General features: G+C 32.8%; 15 protein-coding genes and 1 pseudogene. 4 read left to right on the top strand and 12 right to left on the bottom strand.

Features of this window, described 5'->3' with window-relative positions:
• Window positions 1-401: 401 nt before the first annotated feature.
• The 4 genes from CD113_RS10050 to CD113_RS10035 all read right to left on the bottom strand — a co-directional run bounded on the left by CD113_RS10050 (window position 402) and on the right by CD113_RS10035 (window position 3,389).
• Window positions 402-1,880: an APC family permease gene (locus tag CD113_RS10050; RefSeq protein WP_002462514.1), complete on the bottom strand. Its 1,479-nt coding sequence runs from the start codon at window positions 1,878-1,880 to the stop codon at window positions 402-404.
• 109 nt (window positions 1,881-1,989) lie between these two features.
• Window positions 1,990-2,358: a DUF423 domain-containing protein gene (locus CD113_RS10045; RefSeq protein WP_002462513.1), complete on the bottom strand. Its 369-nt coding sequence runs from the start codon at window positions 2,356-2,358 to the stop codon at window positions 1,990-1,992.
• Between the two features lie 19 nt (window positions 2,359-2,377).
• Window positions 2,378-2,722 (bottom strand): DUF5327 family protein, encoded by a 345-nt coding sequence (locus CD113_RS10040; protein ID WP_002462512.1) that lies wholly within the window; start codon window positions 2,720-2,722, stop codon window positions 2,378-2,380.
• Entirely contained in the window at window positions 2,715-3,389 is a 675-nt protein-coding gene (locus tag CD113_RS10035; RefSeq protein ID WP_002462511.1) for a uracil-DNA glycosylase, read from the bottom strand. Before CD113_RS10035 ends, CD113_RS10040 begins: the two co-directional genes overlap by 8 nt.
• 289 nt (window positions 3,390-3,678) lie before the next feature.
• On the opposite strand from CD113_RS10035, the gene thiD reads away from it, so the two are divergent.
• The gene (gene thiD / locus CD113_RS10030) at window positions 3,679-4,509 is read left to right on the top strand and encodes a bifunctional hydroxymethylpyrimidine kinase/phosphomethylpyrimidine kinase (RefSeq protein WP_002462510.1); all 831 of its coding nucleotides are present in this window, start codon (window positions 3,679-3,681) and stop codon (window positions 4,507-4,509) included.
• A gap of 1,257 nt (window positions 4,510-5,766) precedes the next feature.
• On the opposite strand, the gene CD113_RS10025 is transcribed toward thiD, so the two are convergent.
• From CD113_RS10025 to CD113_RS10005, 5 genes are all read right to left on the bottom strand, one after another.
• Window positions 5,767-7,167 carry an MFS transporter gene (locus CD113_RS10025; RefSeq protein WP_002461562.1) on the bottom strand — a complete coding sequence of 467 codons (1,401 nt, stop codon included), beginning with the start codon at window positions 7,165-7,167 and terminating at the stop codon, window positions 5,767-5,769.
• A gap of 553 nt (window positions 7,168-7,720) precedes the next feature.
• A complete protein-coding gene (locus CD113_RS10020) occupies window positions 7,721-8,371 on the bottom strand; it encodes an HAD family hydrolase (protein ID WP_002461563.1) in 651 nt (216 codons plus the stop codon).
• Window positions 8,372-8,552: 181 nt separating this feature from the next.
• The gene (hxlB, locus tag CD113_RS10015) at window positions 8,553-9,101 is read right to left on the bottom strand and encodes a 6-phospho-3-hexuloisomerase (RefSeq protein WP_002461564.1); all 549 of its coding nucleotides are present in this window, start codon (window positions 9,099-9,101) and stop codon (window positions 8,553-8,555) included.
• Between the two features lies 1 nt (window position 9,102).
• Window positions 9,103-9,735, bottom strand: coding sequence for a 3-hexulose-6-phosphate synthase (gene hxlA, locus CD113_RS10010; RefSeq protein WP_002461567.1), 633 nt, complete (start codon window positions 9,733-9,735; stop codon window positions 9,103-9,105).
• A gap of 89 nt (window positions 9,736-9,824) precedes the next feature.
• On the bottom strand, window positions 9,825-10,574 hold the full coding sequence (locus tag CD113_RS10005; RefSeq protein ID WP_002461568.1) for a glucosamine-6-phosphate deaminase: 750 nt from the start codon (window positions 10,572-10,574) through the stop codon (window positions 9,825-9,827).
• Between the two features lie 267 nt (window positions 10,575-10,841).
• Between CD113_RS10005 and CD113_RS10000 the strand changes: the two genes are divergently transcribed.
• From CD113_RS10000 to folE2, 3 genes are read left to right on the top strand one after another with little or no spacing between them, the layout of a single operon-like run.
• Entirely contained in the window at window positions 10,842-11,204 is a 363-nt protein-coding gene (locus CD113_RS10000) for a YojF family protein (protein WP_162096496.1), read from the top strand.
• 13 nt (window positions 11,205-11,217) lie between these two features.
• Complete coding sequence (gene bshB2 / locus CD113_RS09995) at window positions 11,218-11,883, top strand: bacillithiol biosynthesis deacetylase BshB2 (RefSeq protein WP_002461571.1); 666 nt, start codon at window positions 11,218-11,220, stop codon at window positions 11,881-11,883.
• 13 nt (window positions 11,884-11,896) lie between these two features.
• Window positions 11,897-12,775: a GTP cyclohydrolase FolE2 gene (folE2, locus tag CD113_RS09990; protein WP_002461572.1), complete on the top strand. Its 879-nt coding sequence runs from the start codon at window positions 11,897-11,899 to the stop codon at window positions 12,773-12,775.
• A 156-nt stretch (window positions 12,776-12,931) separates the two neighbouring features.
• Here the strand turns inward: folE2 and CD113_RS09985 are convergent, their stop codons facing one another.
• The 3 genes and pseudogenes from CD113_RS09985 to CD113_RS13055 form a co-directional block, all read right to left on the bottom strand.
• Complete coding sequence (locus CD113_RS09985; protein ID WP_002461574.1) at window positions 12,932-14,554, bottom strand: hypothetical protein; 1,623 nt, start codon at window positions 14,552-14,554, stop codon at window positions 12,932-12,934.
• A 122-nt stretch (window positions 14,555-14,676) separates the two neighbouring features.
• Window positions 14,677-18,171: an Ig-like domain-containing protein gene (locus CD113_RS09980; RefSeq protein WP_407070858.1), complete on the bottom strand. Its 3,495-nt coding sequence runs from the start codon at window positions 18,169-18,171 to the stop codon at window positions 14,677-14,679.
• An 87-nt stretch (window positions 18,172-18,258) separates the two neighbouring features.
• A pseudogene (locus tag CD113_RS13055) lies at window positions 18,259-18,399 on the bottom strand (YSIRK-type signal peptide-containing protein); the annotation flags it as partial.
• Window positions 18,400-18,532 lie beyond the last annotated feature (133 nt).

Raw genomic sequence — 18,532 nt, 5'->3', positions numbered from 1 at the left:
AGGTGCTATTAATCATCGACCAAGAAAGTGTTTAAATTGGAATTCACCTTATGAAATTTTATGCGACGAACTGTTGCACTTAAATTGACAACACAACAATTTTAAAAAAGCGGTTCTTTATTTTTTAGGACTGATAAATAAAAAAAGAATAATTTAAAACGCAAATTATTTTGAAGCCGAGACTCCTGAGGGAGCAGTGCTAGTCGAAGACTATAGGCTGAGACAGCACCCTCGGAAGGGACCCAACACAGAAAAACTGGTTATCCAGTTTTTTCATGCAATGCAGGTTGGGCATAGCGAGGCTTAAAAAATAATTATGTATCAGTCCAATTTGGGAGAGAACCAAAAAAGCATGTTGATTATTGTTTTAACAACAACCAACATGCTTTTTTGCGTTACATTTATTTAACTTTGTCTGGTTCATCTATCATATTTTCTACTTCATGCTCACTTCTATTTAATATTAAACGACTTAATTCATCATTATCCATTTTTTTAAGTTTTGGATATCTAATGATAAAGAAAATCAATCCAATAACCAGCCACCCTATTAAAGCTATATATGAAGGCGCAGTTAGTGCTGCAGGAGAACCTGGGATTAATAATAAACCTAAAAAGATAAATGACACGACGGAACCTATAATGGCAAATGTCTTATAAACTGGTGCATAAGTATTACTTTGTTTATTATAACTAAATAATTTAGCAGCTGATAAACAAGTAATGAAATAAGCAATAGATACACCTGTTGATGACATATTAACTATCCAAGTTAACGCTGTTCTACCTAACCATGGTGCTATTAATGACACTCCTACAAGGAATATTATAGCTACATAAGGTGTTTTATATTTACTATGCAATTTACTAAATACAGTGGGCATTATTCCTGAACGTCCCATCGAGAACAATAAACGACTTGAACTCATTAAGAAACCATTTAGTCCAGTAAAAATACCCATCATGATTGCAATTGCTAAGACACCTAACCCTAGATAACCAAATGCTGTTTTAGTTTCAGCACCTGTAATCCATAATTGACCATGAATACTTGCAGTTGATGTACTTAACCAACCCGTATATAAAATCATAATGACATAGGTTAATGCGGCTGCTAATAAACTATAAACAATAAGTTTGAACGTTTTATTAGGTGAAAAGTTAAACTCTTCAGCTGTTTGAGGGATATTATCAAAGCCAACATATGCCCATGGTGCAACTGCCACAATCATAATGATAGAAACAAACCAACCTTTGTCATGCGATGCTAATGGTTGTAAATTTTGTAATGAAAAATTATTTCCGAAAAATGAACCAAAGAACATCAATAACACTACAATAACCATTGCCACGCAGAAGTAATATTGTAATGAGCCAGAAACACTAGCACCCCTAATTGAAACATACATAAACACTAATAATAATACAGTTGCGATAATAATCTCTGTTATGTATACATCCCAACCTGCAATCGTATACAATTTCCCATTATTTAATATATTAGGGAGCAAAAACTTAACTAATAAACTAAATGCTGTAGCGTTTAGTGCTACAACACAAACATAACCAAATGTTAAAAACCATGATGAGAAAAAGCTTACATATCTACCAAAGCTTAAAAAACTAAATGCAAAAGCGCCACCCGATACTGGGAATCTTTCAACTAAGGCACCATAACTAACTGCAATTAAAATCATTAATATAGCACCAATAACTATACCTATCGATGCAGCAATTGGACCTGATTGTTTAATCCAATCTCCTGGTAAAATGAATGCACCCCATCCTATACACGATCCATAGGCAATTGCCCATACAAATTTTTCAGATAGGTTTTGTTTTAAATCTCCTCTATCTATCTTTTTTGTCTCTTTTTCCATAATTAAAAACTCACCTCGAAGGTATACTATACCCAAAAGGTGAGTTTATCACTCTATATAAATATTAATTTTCACAAAAATAAAGTGTAATTTGTAAATAAAATTACAACTAGCCTGTAACTTTAAACGTCGCAATGATTAACATAATCCAACCAATAATAAACAGCACGCCACCGATTGGTGTAATCGCACCTAAAATTTTAATTTGTGTTAATACTAAAATATATAGTGAACCACTAAAGAAGACAATACCAAAGAACATTAACCAACCTGCCCAGTTAATATTAATCGCTGTTGTACCACTAATAACGCCTAAGATGACAATAGCTAAGCCGTGATACATTTGATACGTCGTTGCCTTTTGCCATACTGATAAATAATGATCGGATACTTTTCCTTCTAAACCATGCGCTCCAAATGCGCCAGTTCCTACAGCCATCATCGCATTTAAGGCTCCTAAAATAATAAATAATTTCATTGTCTAATACACTCCTTTATTAAAAATCAAAAATAGATTCTCCATTGCCTATTTCATCGTCAGTAATCATTAAATTACTCTGATTGCTTGACTGGCTAGTTGTTGAATAATTGGATGGTACAGTTCCACCCATAGCTTTAATTTCTGCAGCTGATACATCTTGGTATTGTGTTGTTTCTGCTACTTGATTTTTACTATGGCTAACAACACTGTCTGATTTTTGTTTATCATCATCTGATGTCAAAAATATTGAAGTTAGTGTATGAATAGCATACATATGTTTTTCAAAGTCATGATGATTACTTGCTTGGTCAGCTTGTATTAATTCTTGTTCTATAAGGCTAACAATTTTATCTCTATCCATTCTCATCACCCGCACTTTCATTTTCGCACCAATTGACAGGTGTTTTACCTACTGATATTAAATAATCATTTGCTTTTGAATACGGTTTTGAACCAAAGAAACCTCTGTAAGCAGATAAAGGACTGGGATGGACTGACTTAATGATACAATGTTTTGTTGTATCAATTAATTTAATTTTCTGCTGAGCTGGTTTCCCCCATAAAATAAAAACAATATGCTCATGATAGTTCGATACCGCTTGAATCACTTCATCTGTGAAGGTTTCCCAACCTATATTTCGATGGGAATGTGCCTCACCTTTTCTAACTGTTAGCACCGTGTTAAGCAATAACACACCTTCTTTAGCCCAATCTTGAAGATGCGGTGACTGTCTAGTACAACCAATATCATCAGCTAATTCTTTATACATATTGCGTAATGACGGTGGAAATTTCGCATTGGGTTGTACTGAAAATGCTAATCCATGTGCCTGATTTGGACCATGATAAGGGTCTTGCCCCAATATAACTACTTTAACATCTTCAAACGGTGTCAAATCGAAGGCTTGATAGATATTTTTTCTTTCTGGATAAACAATTTCAGTTGTATACTGTTGTTCAAGAAAATCGTGCATGTCTTTAAAATCATGTCGTGATGTTATTTCATGAAATACTTGAGACCATTCCATTCAAGTTCACCTCAGAACATATTTTAACACATTGCTTAAGTAATGTTGTATGTAAAATGAAAGGTTATAAATCAGAAAATATAGTTATGACAACAATTGCGAAAATATCTATGTAATAAATAACGATTAATATGTCATTCATATTGACTTTTTACCTATCTAACCCTATTTACGTAATTAGTTTAATAATGATACTAAATATATGAATTAACTAGCGTTTATATTTTTCTACGATGCTAAACGTGATATGATATAAACAATTAAAAATTATATTTGGGAGTGAGTCTACATGGCTTTGAAAAAAGTATTAACAATTGCTGGATCAGATACAAGCGCTGGTGCCGGCATGCAAGCTGATTTAAAAACATTTCAAGAGTTAGACACATACGGTATGGTCGCTTTAACAGCTGTAGTAACAATGGACAAAGATACATGGTCCCATGATGTTACACCTTTACCAATGGACTTATTAAATAAGCAACTTGCAACTGCTATTTCAATTGGACCTGATGCAATTAAAACTGGTATGTTAGGCACTGAAGACATTATCAAACGTGCTGGTGAAGTGTTTGTTGAATCAGGCGCACATTATTTTGTAGTTGATCCTGTTATGGTTTGTAAAGGTGAAGATGAAGTACTTAACCCAGGAAATACTGATGCTATGATTAACTATTTATTACCAAAAGCAACTGTTGTGACGCCTAACTTATTTGAAGCAGGCCAACTATCAGGTTTAGGTAAATTAACATCTATTGAAGATATGAAAAAAGCTGCTAAAATCATTTATGACGAAGGTGCCCAACACGTTGTGATTAAAGGTGGTAAAGCATTAGATCAAGATAAATCATATGATTTATACTTTGATGGCGAAAAATTTTACCAATTAACTACGGATATGTTCCAACAAAGCTATAATCATGGTGCAGGTTGTACATTTGCTGCAGCAACAACAGCATATTTAGCAAATGGCAAATCTCCAAAAGAAGCAGTTATCGCTGCTAAAGCTTTTGTAGCTTCAGCTATTAAAAATGGTTGGAAAATGAATGATTTTGTTGGACCTGTAGATCACGGTGCACATAATCGCATTGAACATATTGATGTAGAAGTAACAGAAGTGTAAACATATACTGTATTTATACAAATATAAGCTGGCTGTTGTAAATTTACTACAACAGCTAGCTTTTTTACATTAGCATTTAATATCTACTTATATGTATTTTAACTACTTTGACTTTTTGATAATTTGAATGATATGGTTTGTAATAAAATTTGATTCTATCATTTCATCGAGTACACTGGAGTTTAGATACTTAATATGATTGTTTATCCACTCAACATGATATTTAAGTAAGACATATTGATATACCATTTGTTCTGTCACTATATTTTTATGAATTATATTATTATCCACTACTAAATTTACATCAGCTTCCACTTCATTTTTACTATCAAAATCAAACTTTCGTCTGAGTTAAAGTTGATACTGAAGTACCATGTATTTAGCTATAAATCGCGTTATGATGTATATATAGAGAAACAAACCCTATTCGCTACGTTATAACTCAAGATAATAATCTTAAGTTATAAACGAAGTTTCTCTATATTGATTAATATTGAAGATAAGAGGTTCAATATTAATTGCGTTGGACAAACACTCTAAACATATTTACATCCTAACATTTAAGTAACAAAACCGTTTAAGTTTTTCAAAAGCTTGAATATAGTTTTAAGTCCCCCTTTTAAAGCCCCTACAATCTCTGATTGTCTAGGGGCTTTTATGCATGCACTTGGGCATGCGTTCCTTTGTTTCGTCGTGACTGTTTAAGGAGATTTAAATATATGCTCGCGATTTCCTCACTTATGCAGAGCCTGGGACAAAATGTATTTTACACTTAAATTTAAGCATTTGGCAGTAACTGTCTGGTTTGTAAAATGTTGATGTATCAACGTTTTGCAAACCTAGTCAGTCTTGCCGGGGTGGAAGGGACCCAACACAAAAAAACTGGTTAGTCAGTTTTTTCAGACAATGCAGGGACCCGTCATAGAAAAATTTTAAAAATAAAATTTTTTCTTTTATGTGCAAGACGGGCATAGTTGGGCAAGGAACCCGTCATCAAAAATCCATGTGTGGATTTTACATTAATGTGCAAGCGGGCATCTACGAAATAAATTTTATATAAAATTTATTTCTGTCCCACTCCCAATCAGTTTAATTCTAATGATGCTTTATTTTTTAGGGCTAATTAATTAAATGTAAATTAAAATTATCAAAACGATTAGCCCAATTTATTAGAGAATCATTAAATTAGCAGACAAAAAACTCCTCATAATAAACACTTTATGTGCTCATTACAAGGAGTTAAACTTTTTTCAAATATTAACTTTTACGTTCTTTTACCCACCATAAAGCTTCTTTTGGATGATTAGCATAATATTCTCTGTCTTGCTCATTATCTACGTTTGGATATGAACCTTTAAGAGACTTACCTGCTGTACTTATGTGTAAGAAAGCAATCACTAAGAAACCAATTAAACTAATTGCAGCTAAATAATAAGCTGGTGATAATGGATTTCCTGTTGCAGCTACTAACCATGATGCAATTAATGGTGTTGTTCCACCGAAAATTGATACAGACACATTAAATGTTACAGATAGCGTTCTATATCTAATATGACTATAAAACATTGTTGGTAATGATCCAGGCATTGTCGCTTCATATGTTGATAAGAAGAAACCTAGAATGAATATACCAATAATAATAACGATAAATGACTGCGAATGTAACATTGAAAATGCAATTATACTAAAGATGGTTAAACCACCAGTACCAATTAAGAATACTTTTTTCTCGCCAATTTTATCCGCTAATTTACCGAACATTAATGCCAATGGAATCATAACAGCCATGACACAAGTAATTAACACACTTGTTGTTGTACCATCTAATTTAATAACTTGTTCTAAATAAGTTGGTAAGTATGCTGTTACCATATAGTTGGTTACATTAAAGAATACTACTGCTATAAAACATACAAATATATCTTTGTAATAGAATCTAATTATTGAGAAGAAACCAACATCATCTCGTTCTGGTTGTTCTGCTACATCATTCTCAAACACTGGAGACTCTTCAAGTTTACGTCTTAAATATAAACCAAATAATCCTAAGAATAAACCTAATAAGAATGGAATTCTCCAACCAAAGCTAGCCATCTGTTCATCAGATAAAAAGAATGTTAATAAAGCAATCATAATTGATGCTGCAATATAACCTGATAATGTACCTATTTCTAGACCACTACCTAAACTATTACGCTTTTTATCTGGAGATGATTCAGCTACATAAGTCATAGCACCAGCATATTCTCCACCGGTTGAAAATCCTTGTAATACCCTTGCTAGTAATAATAGTATTGGCGCCCATAATCCTATTTGATCATAACTAGGTAATAAGCCAATAGTTAATGTTGAAAATGCCATCAAAATAATCGTTGATGTTAATACAACCTTACGACCATATTTATCACCGATGATACCGAAGAAGATACCACCAATAGGTCTTAATAAAAAGGCAATTGCCAATGCAGCGAATGTTAAAATTTGTTGAATCTGCGCACTTTCAACTGGAGAAAAGAAATTCGCTCCAATATAAGCTGTTGTATATGCATACACACCAAAATCAAACCATTCCATTGCATTACCAATACCGGTAGCAATTACTGTTTTCTTTGCTTTTTGTGCATCTACCATGTTGATATTATTTTTGTTAAAATCCATGAATTTGTACACTCCCTCTTGGTATGTTTCATAATTATACGGAGTTAATTAATTTTGTCAAATTTATAAAAAGTGTATTTTTTATAAAAATACAAAATTATTTTTCAATGAAAACTTCACTCTTTAATTATTAATTCATGGAAATTTATACCCTTTCTGCAAGTATTGAAACAACAGAAATTAATTTCAAACATGAATAGTAAGTGCATACAATTATTTTCCCTAAATTTTTCCAGCTATAAAAACAAGTGATAGCCCTTATCTCATTAAAGATAAAAGCTATCACTTCAAATAACATATGATAAGCTAGCAAAAGTTAAAAAGTGCAATATCATCAACTTTCTGAATATTTACACGATTAGCAATGATTCTATTATTCATGTCATTTCAGTATGATTAATCATTGAAATTTTAGTAGTTTAACATTTTACACCATTAAAATATTTTGATTTAATATTCATAAATCTGTATGGATATTTATTTCACAATGTTTGTTTAACTAGTTTTGTGTAGTGAGTAATATTAACTTCTTCCATTGTAATATATGCTTCATTTATGTTAATACTGTTAAAATTTCTGAAGGGTCATTAATAATATAATCTGGGTTGGCATGTAGTAAATCTTTTGCTTGGTGAGAACCCCAAGTAACAGCAGCAGAACTAATACCTGCATTTTGTGCCATTTTTATATCAAAAATGGCATCTCCTATGTATATTGTATGACAATTTTTCAAATTATATTGCTGAACAATATAATTTAATCCTTCAGGATCTGGTTTATAGTTTGTCACTTGATCAGAACCAATAGCTTCTGTTATTAAATGTTGCACGCCTATTGCAGATAAATTTCTGTCTAATACTTCACTTTTTTTGCTAGATACGACAAATATCTTTTTATGTTTATGACATAACGCTGTAAGCGCTTCATTGATTCCAGCAAATTCACAAATATAATGTTGTTCAAGCTCTCTATATTTTTGTCGGAAGACAGTCATTAATTGATTTAATTCTTCATTACTTAAACTACGATGTGCCATTTTTACAAAGGATTCTTCAATTGGTATTCCCATATAATATGTTATTTCTGGTGCATCAGGAATTTTTAAATTCATATCCTCAAATGCTTGTCGTGTAGCTATTTCTCCACATTTTTTCGTATCTGCTAATGTACCGTCAAAATCGAAGATGAAATTATCAAATTTCACTTACTCAACACCTCTTTCGTTTCATTAACTTTATCATACTATATTATTAAATTTTTATAAAAAAATATCGTTAATTTCTCTAAATTGAAATTAACGATACACTTATTTATTCATTTCTCCCTCAAATTGGACTGATACATAATTACTCTTTATTTATCAGTCCTAAAAAATAGAGCGCTTATTATTCTAAATTAGCATGGTTTTGTTGCATTGTTGCTTCATCAATTTTAAGTGCTGACATTAATCCAATAACGACGCTGTCTAAAAATAATTGTGAAGCCTGTTCAAATAAACTTCCTAGTGGTTGTTCTGAACCTTCAGCCTCATATTTTGTACCTGCTGGTAGTTCTATTGCGTTATCTACCAGACTAGCGATTGGTGAGTCTAGATTTGTTGTTAACAACACAACTTGAGCTTTTACTGATTTAGATTTTTCTGCTAATAAACGTAAATGCTCTGTAGATCCCGAACCCGAAATCACTAAAAATAAGTCATTGTCATGAATCGAAGGTGTTGTTGATTCTCCAACAACATATGCCTCTTTACCAAGTTGATTCAAACGCATGGCAAAACCGTTAGCAACAAATCCTGAACGACCTTTACCTGCCACAAATATACGATTTGCTGTGACAATTCGATCAGCAAATTGATTAAATTGTAAATCACTTACTCGCTCTAACGTATGTTCCAATTCTGTCAAAATTAATTGGTAATTATTGTATTGTGGCATATTATTTACCATCTACTGCATCACGACATAGTTTTGCAGCTGCAACTGGATTATCAGCGTTTGCAATGCCACCACCGACAATGACTAAGTCAGGTTCTTCCGCTACAATTTCTTTAATCGTATCTGGTTTAATACCACCCGCTACAGCAACTTTAGAATTTTTAATTACTGATTTAACAGTACGTAAACTTTCTAAAGGTGTTTCTCCTTCAGCTTGTAAATCATAACCTGTGTGTACTGAAATATAATCTGCACCAAGTTCATCTAGTTGTTGTGCACGAGTTTCTAAATCTTGAACTGCAATCATATCTACAAGTAATTGTTTATTATTTTTATGTGCTTCTTCGATAGCTGCTTTAATTGAAGCATCTTCAGCAACACCTAGGATTGTAACAACATCTGCACCAAATTTGACTGCTTGGCTCACTTCATAATCTGCTGCATCCATAATCTTCATGTCAGCTAATACTTTGACGTCATTAATATGATCAGCCATATGTTTAACAGCTGGTAAACCTTCGTTATAAATAATTGGTGTACCAATTTCTACTATATCTACATAATCTTTTACTTTATTTGCAAGCTCTGCTGCTTGTTCTTTATTTAATAAGTCAATTGCTAATTGTAATTCCATGAAAAAATCATCCTTCCAGAAAAGTGTTTTTTCTTACTAATAACAGTCATTCCCGAGACGTTTCTTCATTAAACATGGTGTTTTTTAAATTACTTTACTGTCTTATTTAACAAATGGTCTGGTGTGGCCTCTGTATCTAAATAAATTTCAACATTAGGGTGTGTTTGTAAAATAGTTGCTGGTACGTCAGTCGTTGGATCTAGTTTCAACATATTACTAATGGCTTGTTTTTTCTTAGCACCAAATGCTAATAATATAATTCTTTTAGCTTGTAAAATTGAAGATAAACCCATTGAAATTGCTTGTCTAGGTACATCATCTGGTTGATCAAAATATCGACTATTTGCTTCGATTGTACTTTCAGTTAAATTGACTATTCCTGTTTGGCTATCAAAAGCAGTGCCTGGTTCATTAAAACCAATATGTCCATTTTCACCAATACCTAAAATTTGTATATCTCTAGGACCATTTTGCTTTAATAATTGTTCATAATGATTGGCTTCTTGTTGTTCATTTTGTGCAACACCATTAGGAATAAAAATTTGTTCTTCATTAAAGTGGGGATAATTTTCAAATAGAACTTTATTCATATAATAGTGATAACTTTGATTATGATCTTTAGCTAAACCAATATATTCATCTAAATTAAATGTTGTAACGTGATTAACATTTAAGTGATTATCATTTAATAATTGTGACAGTTGTTGATATAAATCTGTCATTGTACCGCCAGTAGCTAAACCAAGATTGCATTTAGCGTTGAATGCCATTTCTTTGTATAATTCGCAAGCAACATAAAATGACGCTTGTGCTTTTGTTCCCATATTAATTACTTTCATTTAATTACCTCCCAAACAACAATCATTGAATAAAATTTTAACGTTTATTCATACAACAACAATATATCATCAATAATTTGATTAAACACATTTTTAGCTTTTGCACTAAGTTATTTATTATTATTTAAAGTATATATAACAGCTACAATTTATCAAATAGTTGTTTCATTTAAAATAATTTCTAAATATATGAGCAATCGTGTACAATTATTGAACACTTTTTAGTAAAATAGATAGATAAACACATTGAAGGTGTAAGGAGTGAACGTGTTGGAACCAATACAAGAACAAGAAGTATTAAATTTATTAACTTCTTATGAAAATAAACCAGTTTATCTTCATGTTGAAACAACAAATGGTGCATATGCTAATCATTTTGACCAACGTGTTTTTAATGCCGGAACTTTTTTAAGAAATATTCAAGTGACATTTGAACATGCACAATTAAAAGGGGGAAATAAAGACCCCTATCGTATCGGCCTTAAATTAACTAATGGTGGCTGGGTATATGTTCAAGGCCTAACACATTATGAAGTAAACCATAACAACGAATTTTTAATTGCAGGATTCAATTATGAAGGTCAACTTGCTGCAACATTAGAAATCAGTGAACGACCATTCAATTTATAGAGGAGGCATCAACATGACTGAAGAAAGACATGTATTAGTAATTTTCCCACATCCTGATGATGAAACCTTCTCATCTGCAGGTACAATTGCAAACTATATTAATCAAGGTGTCCCTGTGACATACGCTTGTCTAACACTTGGACAAATGGGAAGAAATTTAGGCAATCCACCTTTTGCTACGCGTGAATCATTACCTGAAGTTCGTGAAAAAGAACTTGAAGATGCATGCAAAGTTATAGGTATCACTGACCTAAGAAAAATGGGTATGCGAGATAAAACTGTTGAATTCGAACCACATGATTATATAGATAATATGGTAAAATCTTTAATTGAAGAGACTAACCCATCATTAATCATTTCATTTTATCCTGGTTATGCCGTTCATCCTGATCATGAAGCAACAGCTGATGCCGTTATACGTACTGTAGAACGAATGCCACAAGAAAAACGTCCAAGATTGACACTGGTTGCATTTAGTAATGATGCCGCTGAACACTTAGGTGAACCGGATATTCAAAATGATATTTCACAATATAAAGATATGAAAATTAAGGCTTTTGAAGCTCATGCGTCACAAACTGGAACATTCTTAAAACAATTAGCAAGTCCTGAATTTAATGGGCAGCAGCATAGTTTCTTATCTGTAGAGCCATTTTGGACATATCACTTTAAATCTTAATCGGAGGTAAACGATGACTGAATTTGATTTATCAACACGAGAAGGTCGTTGGAAACACTTTGGTTCCGTAGATCCTATTCAAGGCACTAAACCAACAACTAAAGAAGAAATGACTGATTTACAAAGCACACATAAGAATTTTTTGTTTGAAATCGAAGAAGTTGGTATTAAAAATTTAACTTACCCAGTTTTAATTGATCAATACCAAACAGCTGGTAAATTCAGTTTTTCAACTAGTTTGAATCAAAACGAAAAAGGTATTAATATGAGTCGTATTATTGAAAGTGTTGAAAAGCACTATGATAATGGTATCGAGTTAGAATTTAATACGCTTTACCAATTGTTGCGTACATTACAACATAATATGAAACAAAACGCAGCTGGTGTAGATGTATCAGGTAAATGGTTCTTTGATCGCTTTAGTCCTGTAACACATATTAAATCTGTGGGTAACGCTGATGTATCATACGGTTTAGCCATTGAAGGAGATCGTATTACTCGTAAAGAATTAACTATACAAGCAACCGTGACGACTTTATGTCCATGTTCTAAAGAAATTAGTGAATATTCTGCTCACAATCAACGTGGTGTTGTTACAGTAAAAGTGTATATTGATAAAGAACAAAATATTGTTGATGACTATAAAAACAAAGTATTAGATGCTATGGAAGCTAATGCTAGCTCCATGTTATACCCAATTTTAAAAAGACCTGATGAAAAGCGTGTGACTGAACGTGCTTATGAGAACCCAAGATTTGTCGAGGACTTAATTCGTCTGATTGCTGCTGACTTAGTAGAATTTGATTGGATTGACGGTTTCGACATTGAGTGTCGTAATGAAGAATCTATCCACCAGCATGATGCATTTGCACGACTTAAATATAGAAAATAGTTTAAACCCCAATACACGATGTATTGGGGCTTTTTGACTCTCTAAAAATCGGCTGATAGAAATTTTCAGGTTATTTTTTCTTATTCCGATTTTTAGATTTTGAATATTGGAAGTTACAAAGTTAGTAATAACTGTTAATTATATGAATAATTTGTGTTAATCATTTTTAAAAGCTTTTTGATATTGTACATAGCCAGAAATATAATGCTCTAAATCGTCTATTCTCATACGATATGCATGGTGTTTTATAAAGAAGCCACCTAACAATCTGGCAGGATTTTTGAAATACATAGCGACTTCTGGATAATAATAACCAACACGTTGATAATTAGCTCTTAACTGTATAATATCTATTAATTGTTGTTCATCGATTAATTCATCAACTAAATGTTGTCGTCCAGTCTCCTTAGCTTTTTGAACTAAACGATAAGATGCCATTAACATTTCTAAAAATGTTGGAAATGTTGTATCTCTTGTCTTAATAAAGTCTAAATACATATAGACATTTTTAATACCAAAAATGACATATTCATCTTTAGGTTCAATTTGGACGAGCTCATTAGAGCAATAACCAAGCCAATGATCATGATATTTCCAATAATCATGCTCTATGAAGTAACTAAATAAATTTTTAGTAGTGTTTAACCATAATGGGTTTTGATCAACTTGATACAATCTGAGTAATGCTAAAGCTGCTTCACCATCATAATAAACGATTCTAAAGTCTTCTTTCACTGTCAAATCAGGATAATTAAGCACATGCGTCGTTTTATATGTGTCAGAATTTATCATTAATAAAATTCCATGAGCAACTTTTTGAGCTGCTTTTAAATATTTCGTATTGTCTGGATTAACTTTCAAATATTCACACACTGCAAATATGAATGAAGCGTTTTGACCCAACTTAATTTCATTAATACCTTCCGTATCATCAAAAATATAACCTACTTCACCAGTGTCATAAAGATAATTATCTATGATATAATCGATAGCTTTTGCTGCTGGTGTCAAGTCTTTACCAAGATAAGTCAATCCTTCTATTAATGCATACGTTGATGATGAATGTCTCAAAATATTATAAAAATTAATTTCTTTATCAAAGTGACCAAAATAGCCGTAAATAAAGCGACCATTGTCTTGGCTCATATGTTCTAAGACATCAACACTTGAACCAATCATTTTGTCTATTTCTTGAGATAAATTTTCTACATGTCGTAACCCTTTTGTTACTCCTTTACTATCTAATTCATAAATTTGATCTTGATCTAAAATATATCCTTTCGTAAAGAACTGATATACTTTTTTATTTTGATAAAAATCAATTGAAAATGCTTTACTATGATTCGTATACTTTCGCAGATAATTATTGATATTACGCTCTGACAAATATAATTGATTTGTTTCTCTATCAGGAATGATAAATGCATTTGCATTAATTTCTTCTGGCAAGAAAGTCAAATTCCAAAATTGATCAAAAGCTATGCCAAAATCAATATAATTCCTTCTAGTTTCCACTAATTGTTGCTGAATATCAATAAAACTAGTTTCTAATATATCAGTAACAATATCGACTTTAATCCACTCAGGGTATTCCCCAGTTTTCTTTTTAAAATTTTGACATTGTTTAATAATATCTCGCTCTAATCTCTTCGGATTTTTTAACAATTTAACTACTGCTTTAATATTTCTTTTACCTAAACTTAAGAAGCTATAATCTTTCACGTCTTCTTGTTGCTGAATCGTATTTACGAGGTGGCTGATTTTTGTCTCTATACTCATTTATTACCTCCGGGAACTGATAAATATTTAATAATATTATACATCGTATATTTATAATTTAAAAATACTTATATTATTATATGTTAATAAAACCAGGTCATTTGACCTGGTTTGATAATTTATTATTTATTTTCTTTGTTTTTACGTCTTCCAAGTAAGAACAATGATCCTAATGCTGCAAGTAAACCACCGAATAATGTTCCATTATTAGAAGTAGTATCATCATTACCAGTTTCTGGTAAAGCTTTACCCTCGTCATGTTTAGGTTCTCCATGTCCAACGTCATGACCATGTTCTGGTGTTCCTTCATGATGATCAGAGTCTGAATCATTGTCGGAATCGGAATCGCTATCTGAGTCGGAGTCACTATCGGAATCTGAGTCACTGTCTGAGTCTGAGTCGCTGTCTGAATCTGAATCGCTATCTGAGTCGGAGTCACTGTCTGAGTCTGAGTCGCTATCTGAGTCTGAGTCGCTGTCTGAATCAGAATCACTGTCTGAATCGGAGTCACTATCGGAATCGGAGTCACTGTCTGAATCTGAGTCGCTATCTGAATCTGAGTCGCTGTCGGAATCAGAATCGCTGTCTGAGTCTGAGTCATTGTCTGAATCGGAATCACTGTCGGAATCTGAGTCACTGTCTGAGTCTGAGTCACTATCTGAGTCTGAATCGCTATCGGAATCGGAGTCGCTATCTGAGTCGGAATCGCTATCTGAGTCTGAGTCGCTGTCGGAATCTGAATCGCTATCTGAGTCTGAATCGCTATCGGAATCTGAGTCACTGTCGGAATCTGAATCACTATCTGAGTCTGAGTCACTGTCGGAATCTGAATCACTGTCGGAATCTGAGTCACTATCTGAGTCGGAATCAGAATCACTATCTGAGTCAGAATCGCTATCTGAGTCTGAGTCACTGTCGGAATCGGAATCGCTATCTGAATCTGTGTCGCTATCTGAGTCAGAATCGCTGTCGGAATCTGTGTCACTGTCTGAATCTGAGTCGCTGTCTGAATCGGAATCGCTGTCTGAGTCAGAATCGCTGTCTGAGTCAGAATCGCTGTCGGAATCTGAGTCGCTATCTGAATCTGAGTCACTATCTGAATCGGAATCGCTATCTGAGTCAGAATCGCTATCTGAGTCGGAATCACTGTCTGAATCGGAATCGCTATCGGAATCGGAATCGCTATCTGAGTCTGAGTCACTGTCGGAATCTGAGTCGCTATCTGAGTCGGAATCGCTATCTGAGTCTGAGTCACTGTCTGAGTCTGAATCGCTGTCTGAGTCAGAATCGCTATCTGAGTCTGAGTCGCTATCGGAATCTGAGTCGCTATCTGAATCGGAATCGCTATCTGAGTCAGAATCGCTATCTGAGTCTGAGTCGCTATCTGAGTCACTATCTGAATCTGAGTCACTATCTGAATCTGAGTCACTGTCTGAGTCTGAATCACTGTCTGAGTCGGAATCGCTGTCTGTGTCTGAATCACTGTCTGAGTCGGAGTCACTATCTGAGTCTGAATCACTGTCTGAATCTGAGTCGCTATCTGAATCTGAATCACTGTCTGAATCTGAATCACTGTCTGAATCGGAGTCACTATCTGGAATTTCTTTATAGAAACCGCTATCTAACGTCATATCATCATGACCTTGAATTTTAACAGTGACTGAAGAACCATCTGAATCTTTATCACCTTCACCAATATTTTTCAATGTAGGTGTATAACCTTCTGGCGTTTCAAACGTTACAGTGTATGTTTCACCGTCTTTTAACCCGCCAAATTCATAGTGACCATTTTCATCTGTTCTCACTGATTTAGTTGTACCATCTGGGTATGTTAATGTTACAAGCACATCTTTAATAGGTTTTTCATTACTATCTGTACCTTGTTTACCATCTTTATCTACATCTTCCCAAACATAGTCACCAATTTTATATAATTTTTCTTCTGGTGCGACAGTGCCGTCTCCACCACCAGAATCATCGCTACTAGTTATACGATTTGAGTATGCAGCAGTATCATCATAACCAAAATCATCAGCAGTAATCATTCTTGTTCCTTGCTCAACATTAAGTGCACCATTTGCACCTGGTGTATATTTACTTACCACTTGAATAATGTATGGAGAGTCAATGTCTCCAAAATTTATATTAGCCAAGTTGTTTGCATATGTTTTATCTATAGCTAATTGATCGGTCACATCTTCGTACTGACTGTAATCATAAATTCTATTACTTTGTGGTAATTCTTGATTTGGCCCTACTTTATACACTTTTATAACTGTGTCTTTATCAATAATTGTTTTACCTGTACCACCTACAGTATTACCTGCATCATCTAAGCCAGTACCAAGAATTTGCACTTCTGTGTTTCTAGCATCTTTACTTAATGGATTAACATAAATCGTTTGTTCAACTGTATTGTTGTCTTCATCTAATCCAGAAAAGATTGATTGAATATTGGAATCACCTTTAACCATAGGTCTTTGGTATTCAACTGACACATCTTTAGTTGTGTTTTGACCTGCTGTATTAAAATCTAACGTTAAATCTGTTTCGTTTGGCACAGCTTTTTTATCAATATATGAATTTAAAGACAATCGTGCTTTAACATCTTCATATTTATCTACATAATCTGTAAATGTATAAGTAATTTGTTTATTCGCTTTATCATAAACACCTGTAGCAATGACCTCACCTGAAGGATCAGTAATATTAATAGCATCATCTTTATCTGTTAAGTCAGATGGTACTACGTGAGAATCATATCCTACAGTCATTGTATCGCCTTTTTTAACAGCATTATCAATAGTAAATTCTGTATTATATTCAATATTTTCTCCATCATGCGCTTTAATCACACCATCATTATCTTGACCTTCAATAATAGATTGATCAATAACTTTAATTAAATTATTCACATTGTTTGTTCCTGAATCTGAAACTGCAGCTAGACGTCTAAAATTCAAACGTTTTGGTGTATCATTAGTAACAGGTGTTGCTTTAGGTTGTTGTGAATCTTGTTTATCTTCATAATATCTCACTAATGTTTTCAATTTAGTTGGATTATTTTGAAGTTCTTCTTTTGATACATTAACTACATTTTCTGTGTTATTTGCATCTATTACTTTATTTTGATCTGGTGATTTCTCTGGTGAAACTTGAGTTTCTGTTGTTTCTTTGTTATCACCTTGATTTGAAGTTTGTGTTGTTGATTGCGGTGAAGTTATGTCTTTATTTGTATCAATGTTTGAAGGTTCATTAACTGTAGTTTGTTCTGGAGACTCAGTCGTTTCTTTTGAAGTAACTGTTTCTTGAGGTTGATTTGTTGTGTTTGCAGTTTTTTGAATTTCATTTGTTACTTCTTTATCTTCATTTGTTGATGTTTGTTCATTATCTTGTTTTGATTCTTCTATTTTTGCTACTTCTTCTTTAGTATCTTGTTTTGATGAGTCAACATTAGTTGTCACTTCTTTAGTATCTTCTACTTTTGGTTCTTCTTGTTGATTTGTTTTTTCTTCAGTAGTTGATTGATTGTTTTTTTCTGTAGCTGTTTGATTTGTCGATTCTACATTTGAAGTTTCAACATTTTGTTGTTGATTATTAACTTCATTATTAGAGATTACTTTTTTACTGTCTGCTGATTTTAAATCATCATTACTGTTTCCTGCTTCAGCAGTGGTATTTGTATTACTCGTTTCAGCTGCTTTAACTTCTTGGTTTCCCAAACCAAAAAGTAAAGTTGTACCAACCAAAATAGATGCAGTACCTACTGAATACTTTCTAATTGAAAATTTGTTCAATCGATTTGTGATAAATCCTTGTTGTGTTAAATTAGTCTTTTTTTTCATAAAATACTCCTTTTAAAAATAAAAATTGTTAAAACAACTTTTCTTTTTGAATGTGTAAATACATGATAGTACATTTTTAAATAAAGTACAATACTTTAAAACTTTTTATTTATTTATCTAACTTTATTTATCC

It is taken from the genome of Staphylococcus simiae, from assembly GCF_002902085.1.
Lineage (GTDB): Bacteria > Bacillota > Bacilli > Staphylococcales > Staphylococcaceae > Staphylococcus > Staphylococcus simiae.
This window is presented reverse-complemented; position numbering and strand designations above follow the sequence as displayed.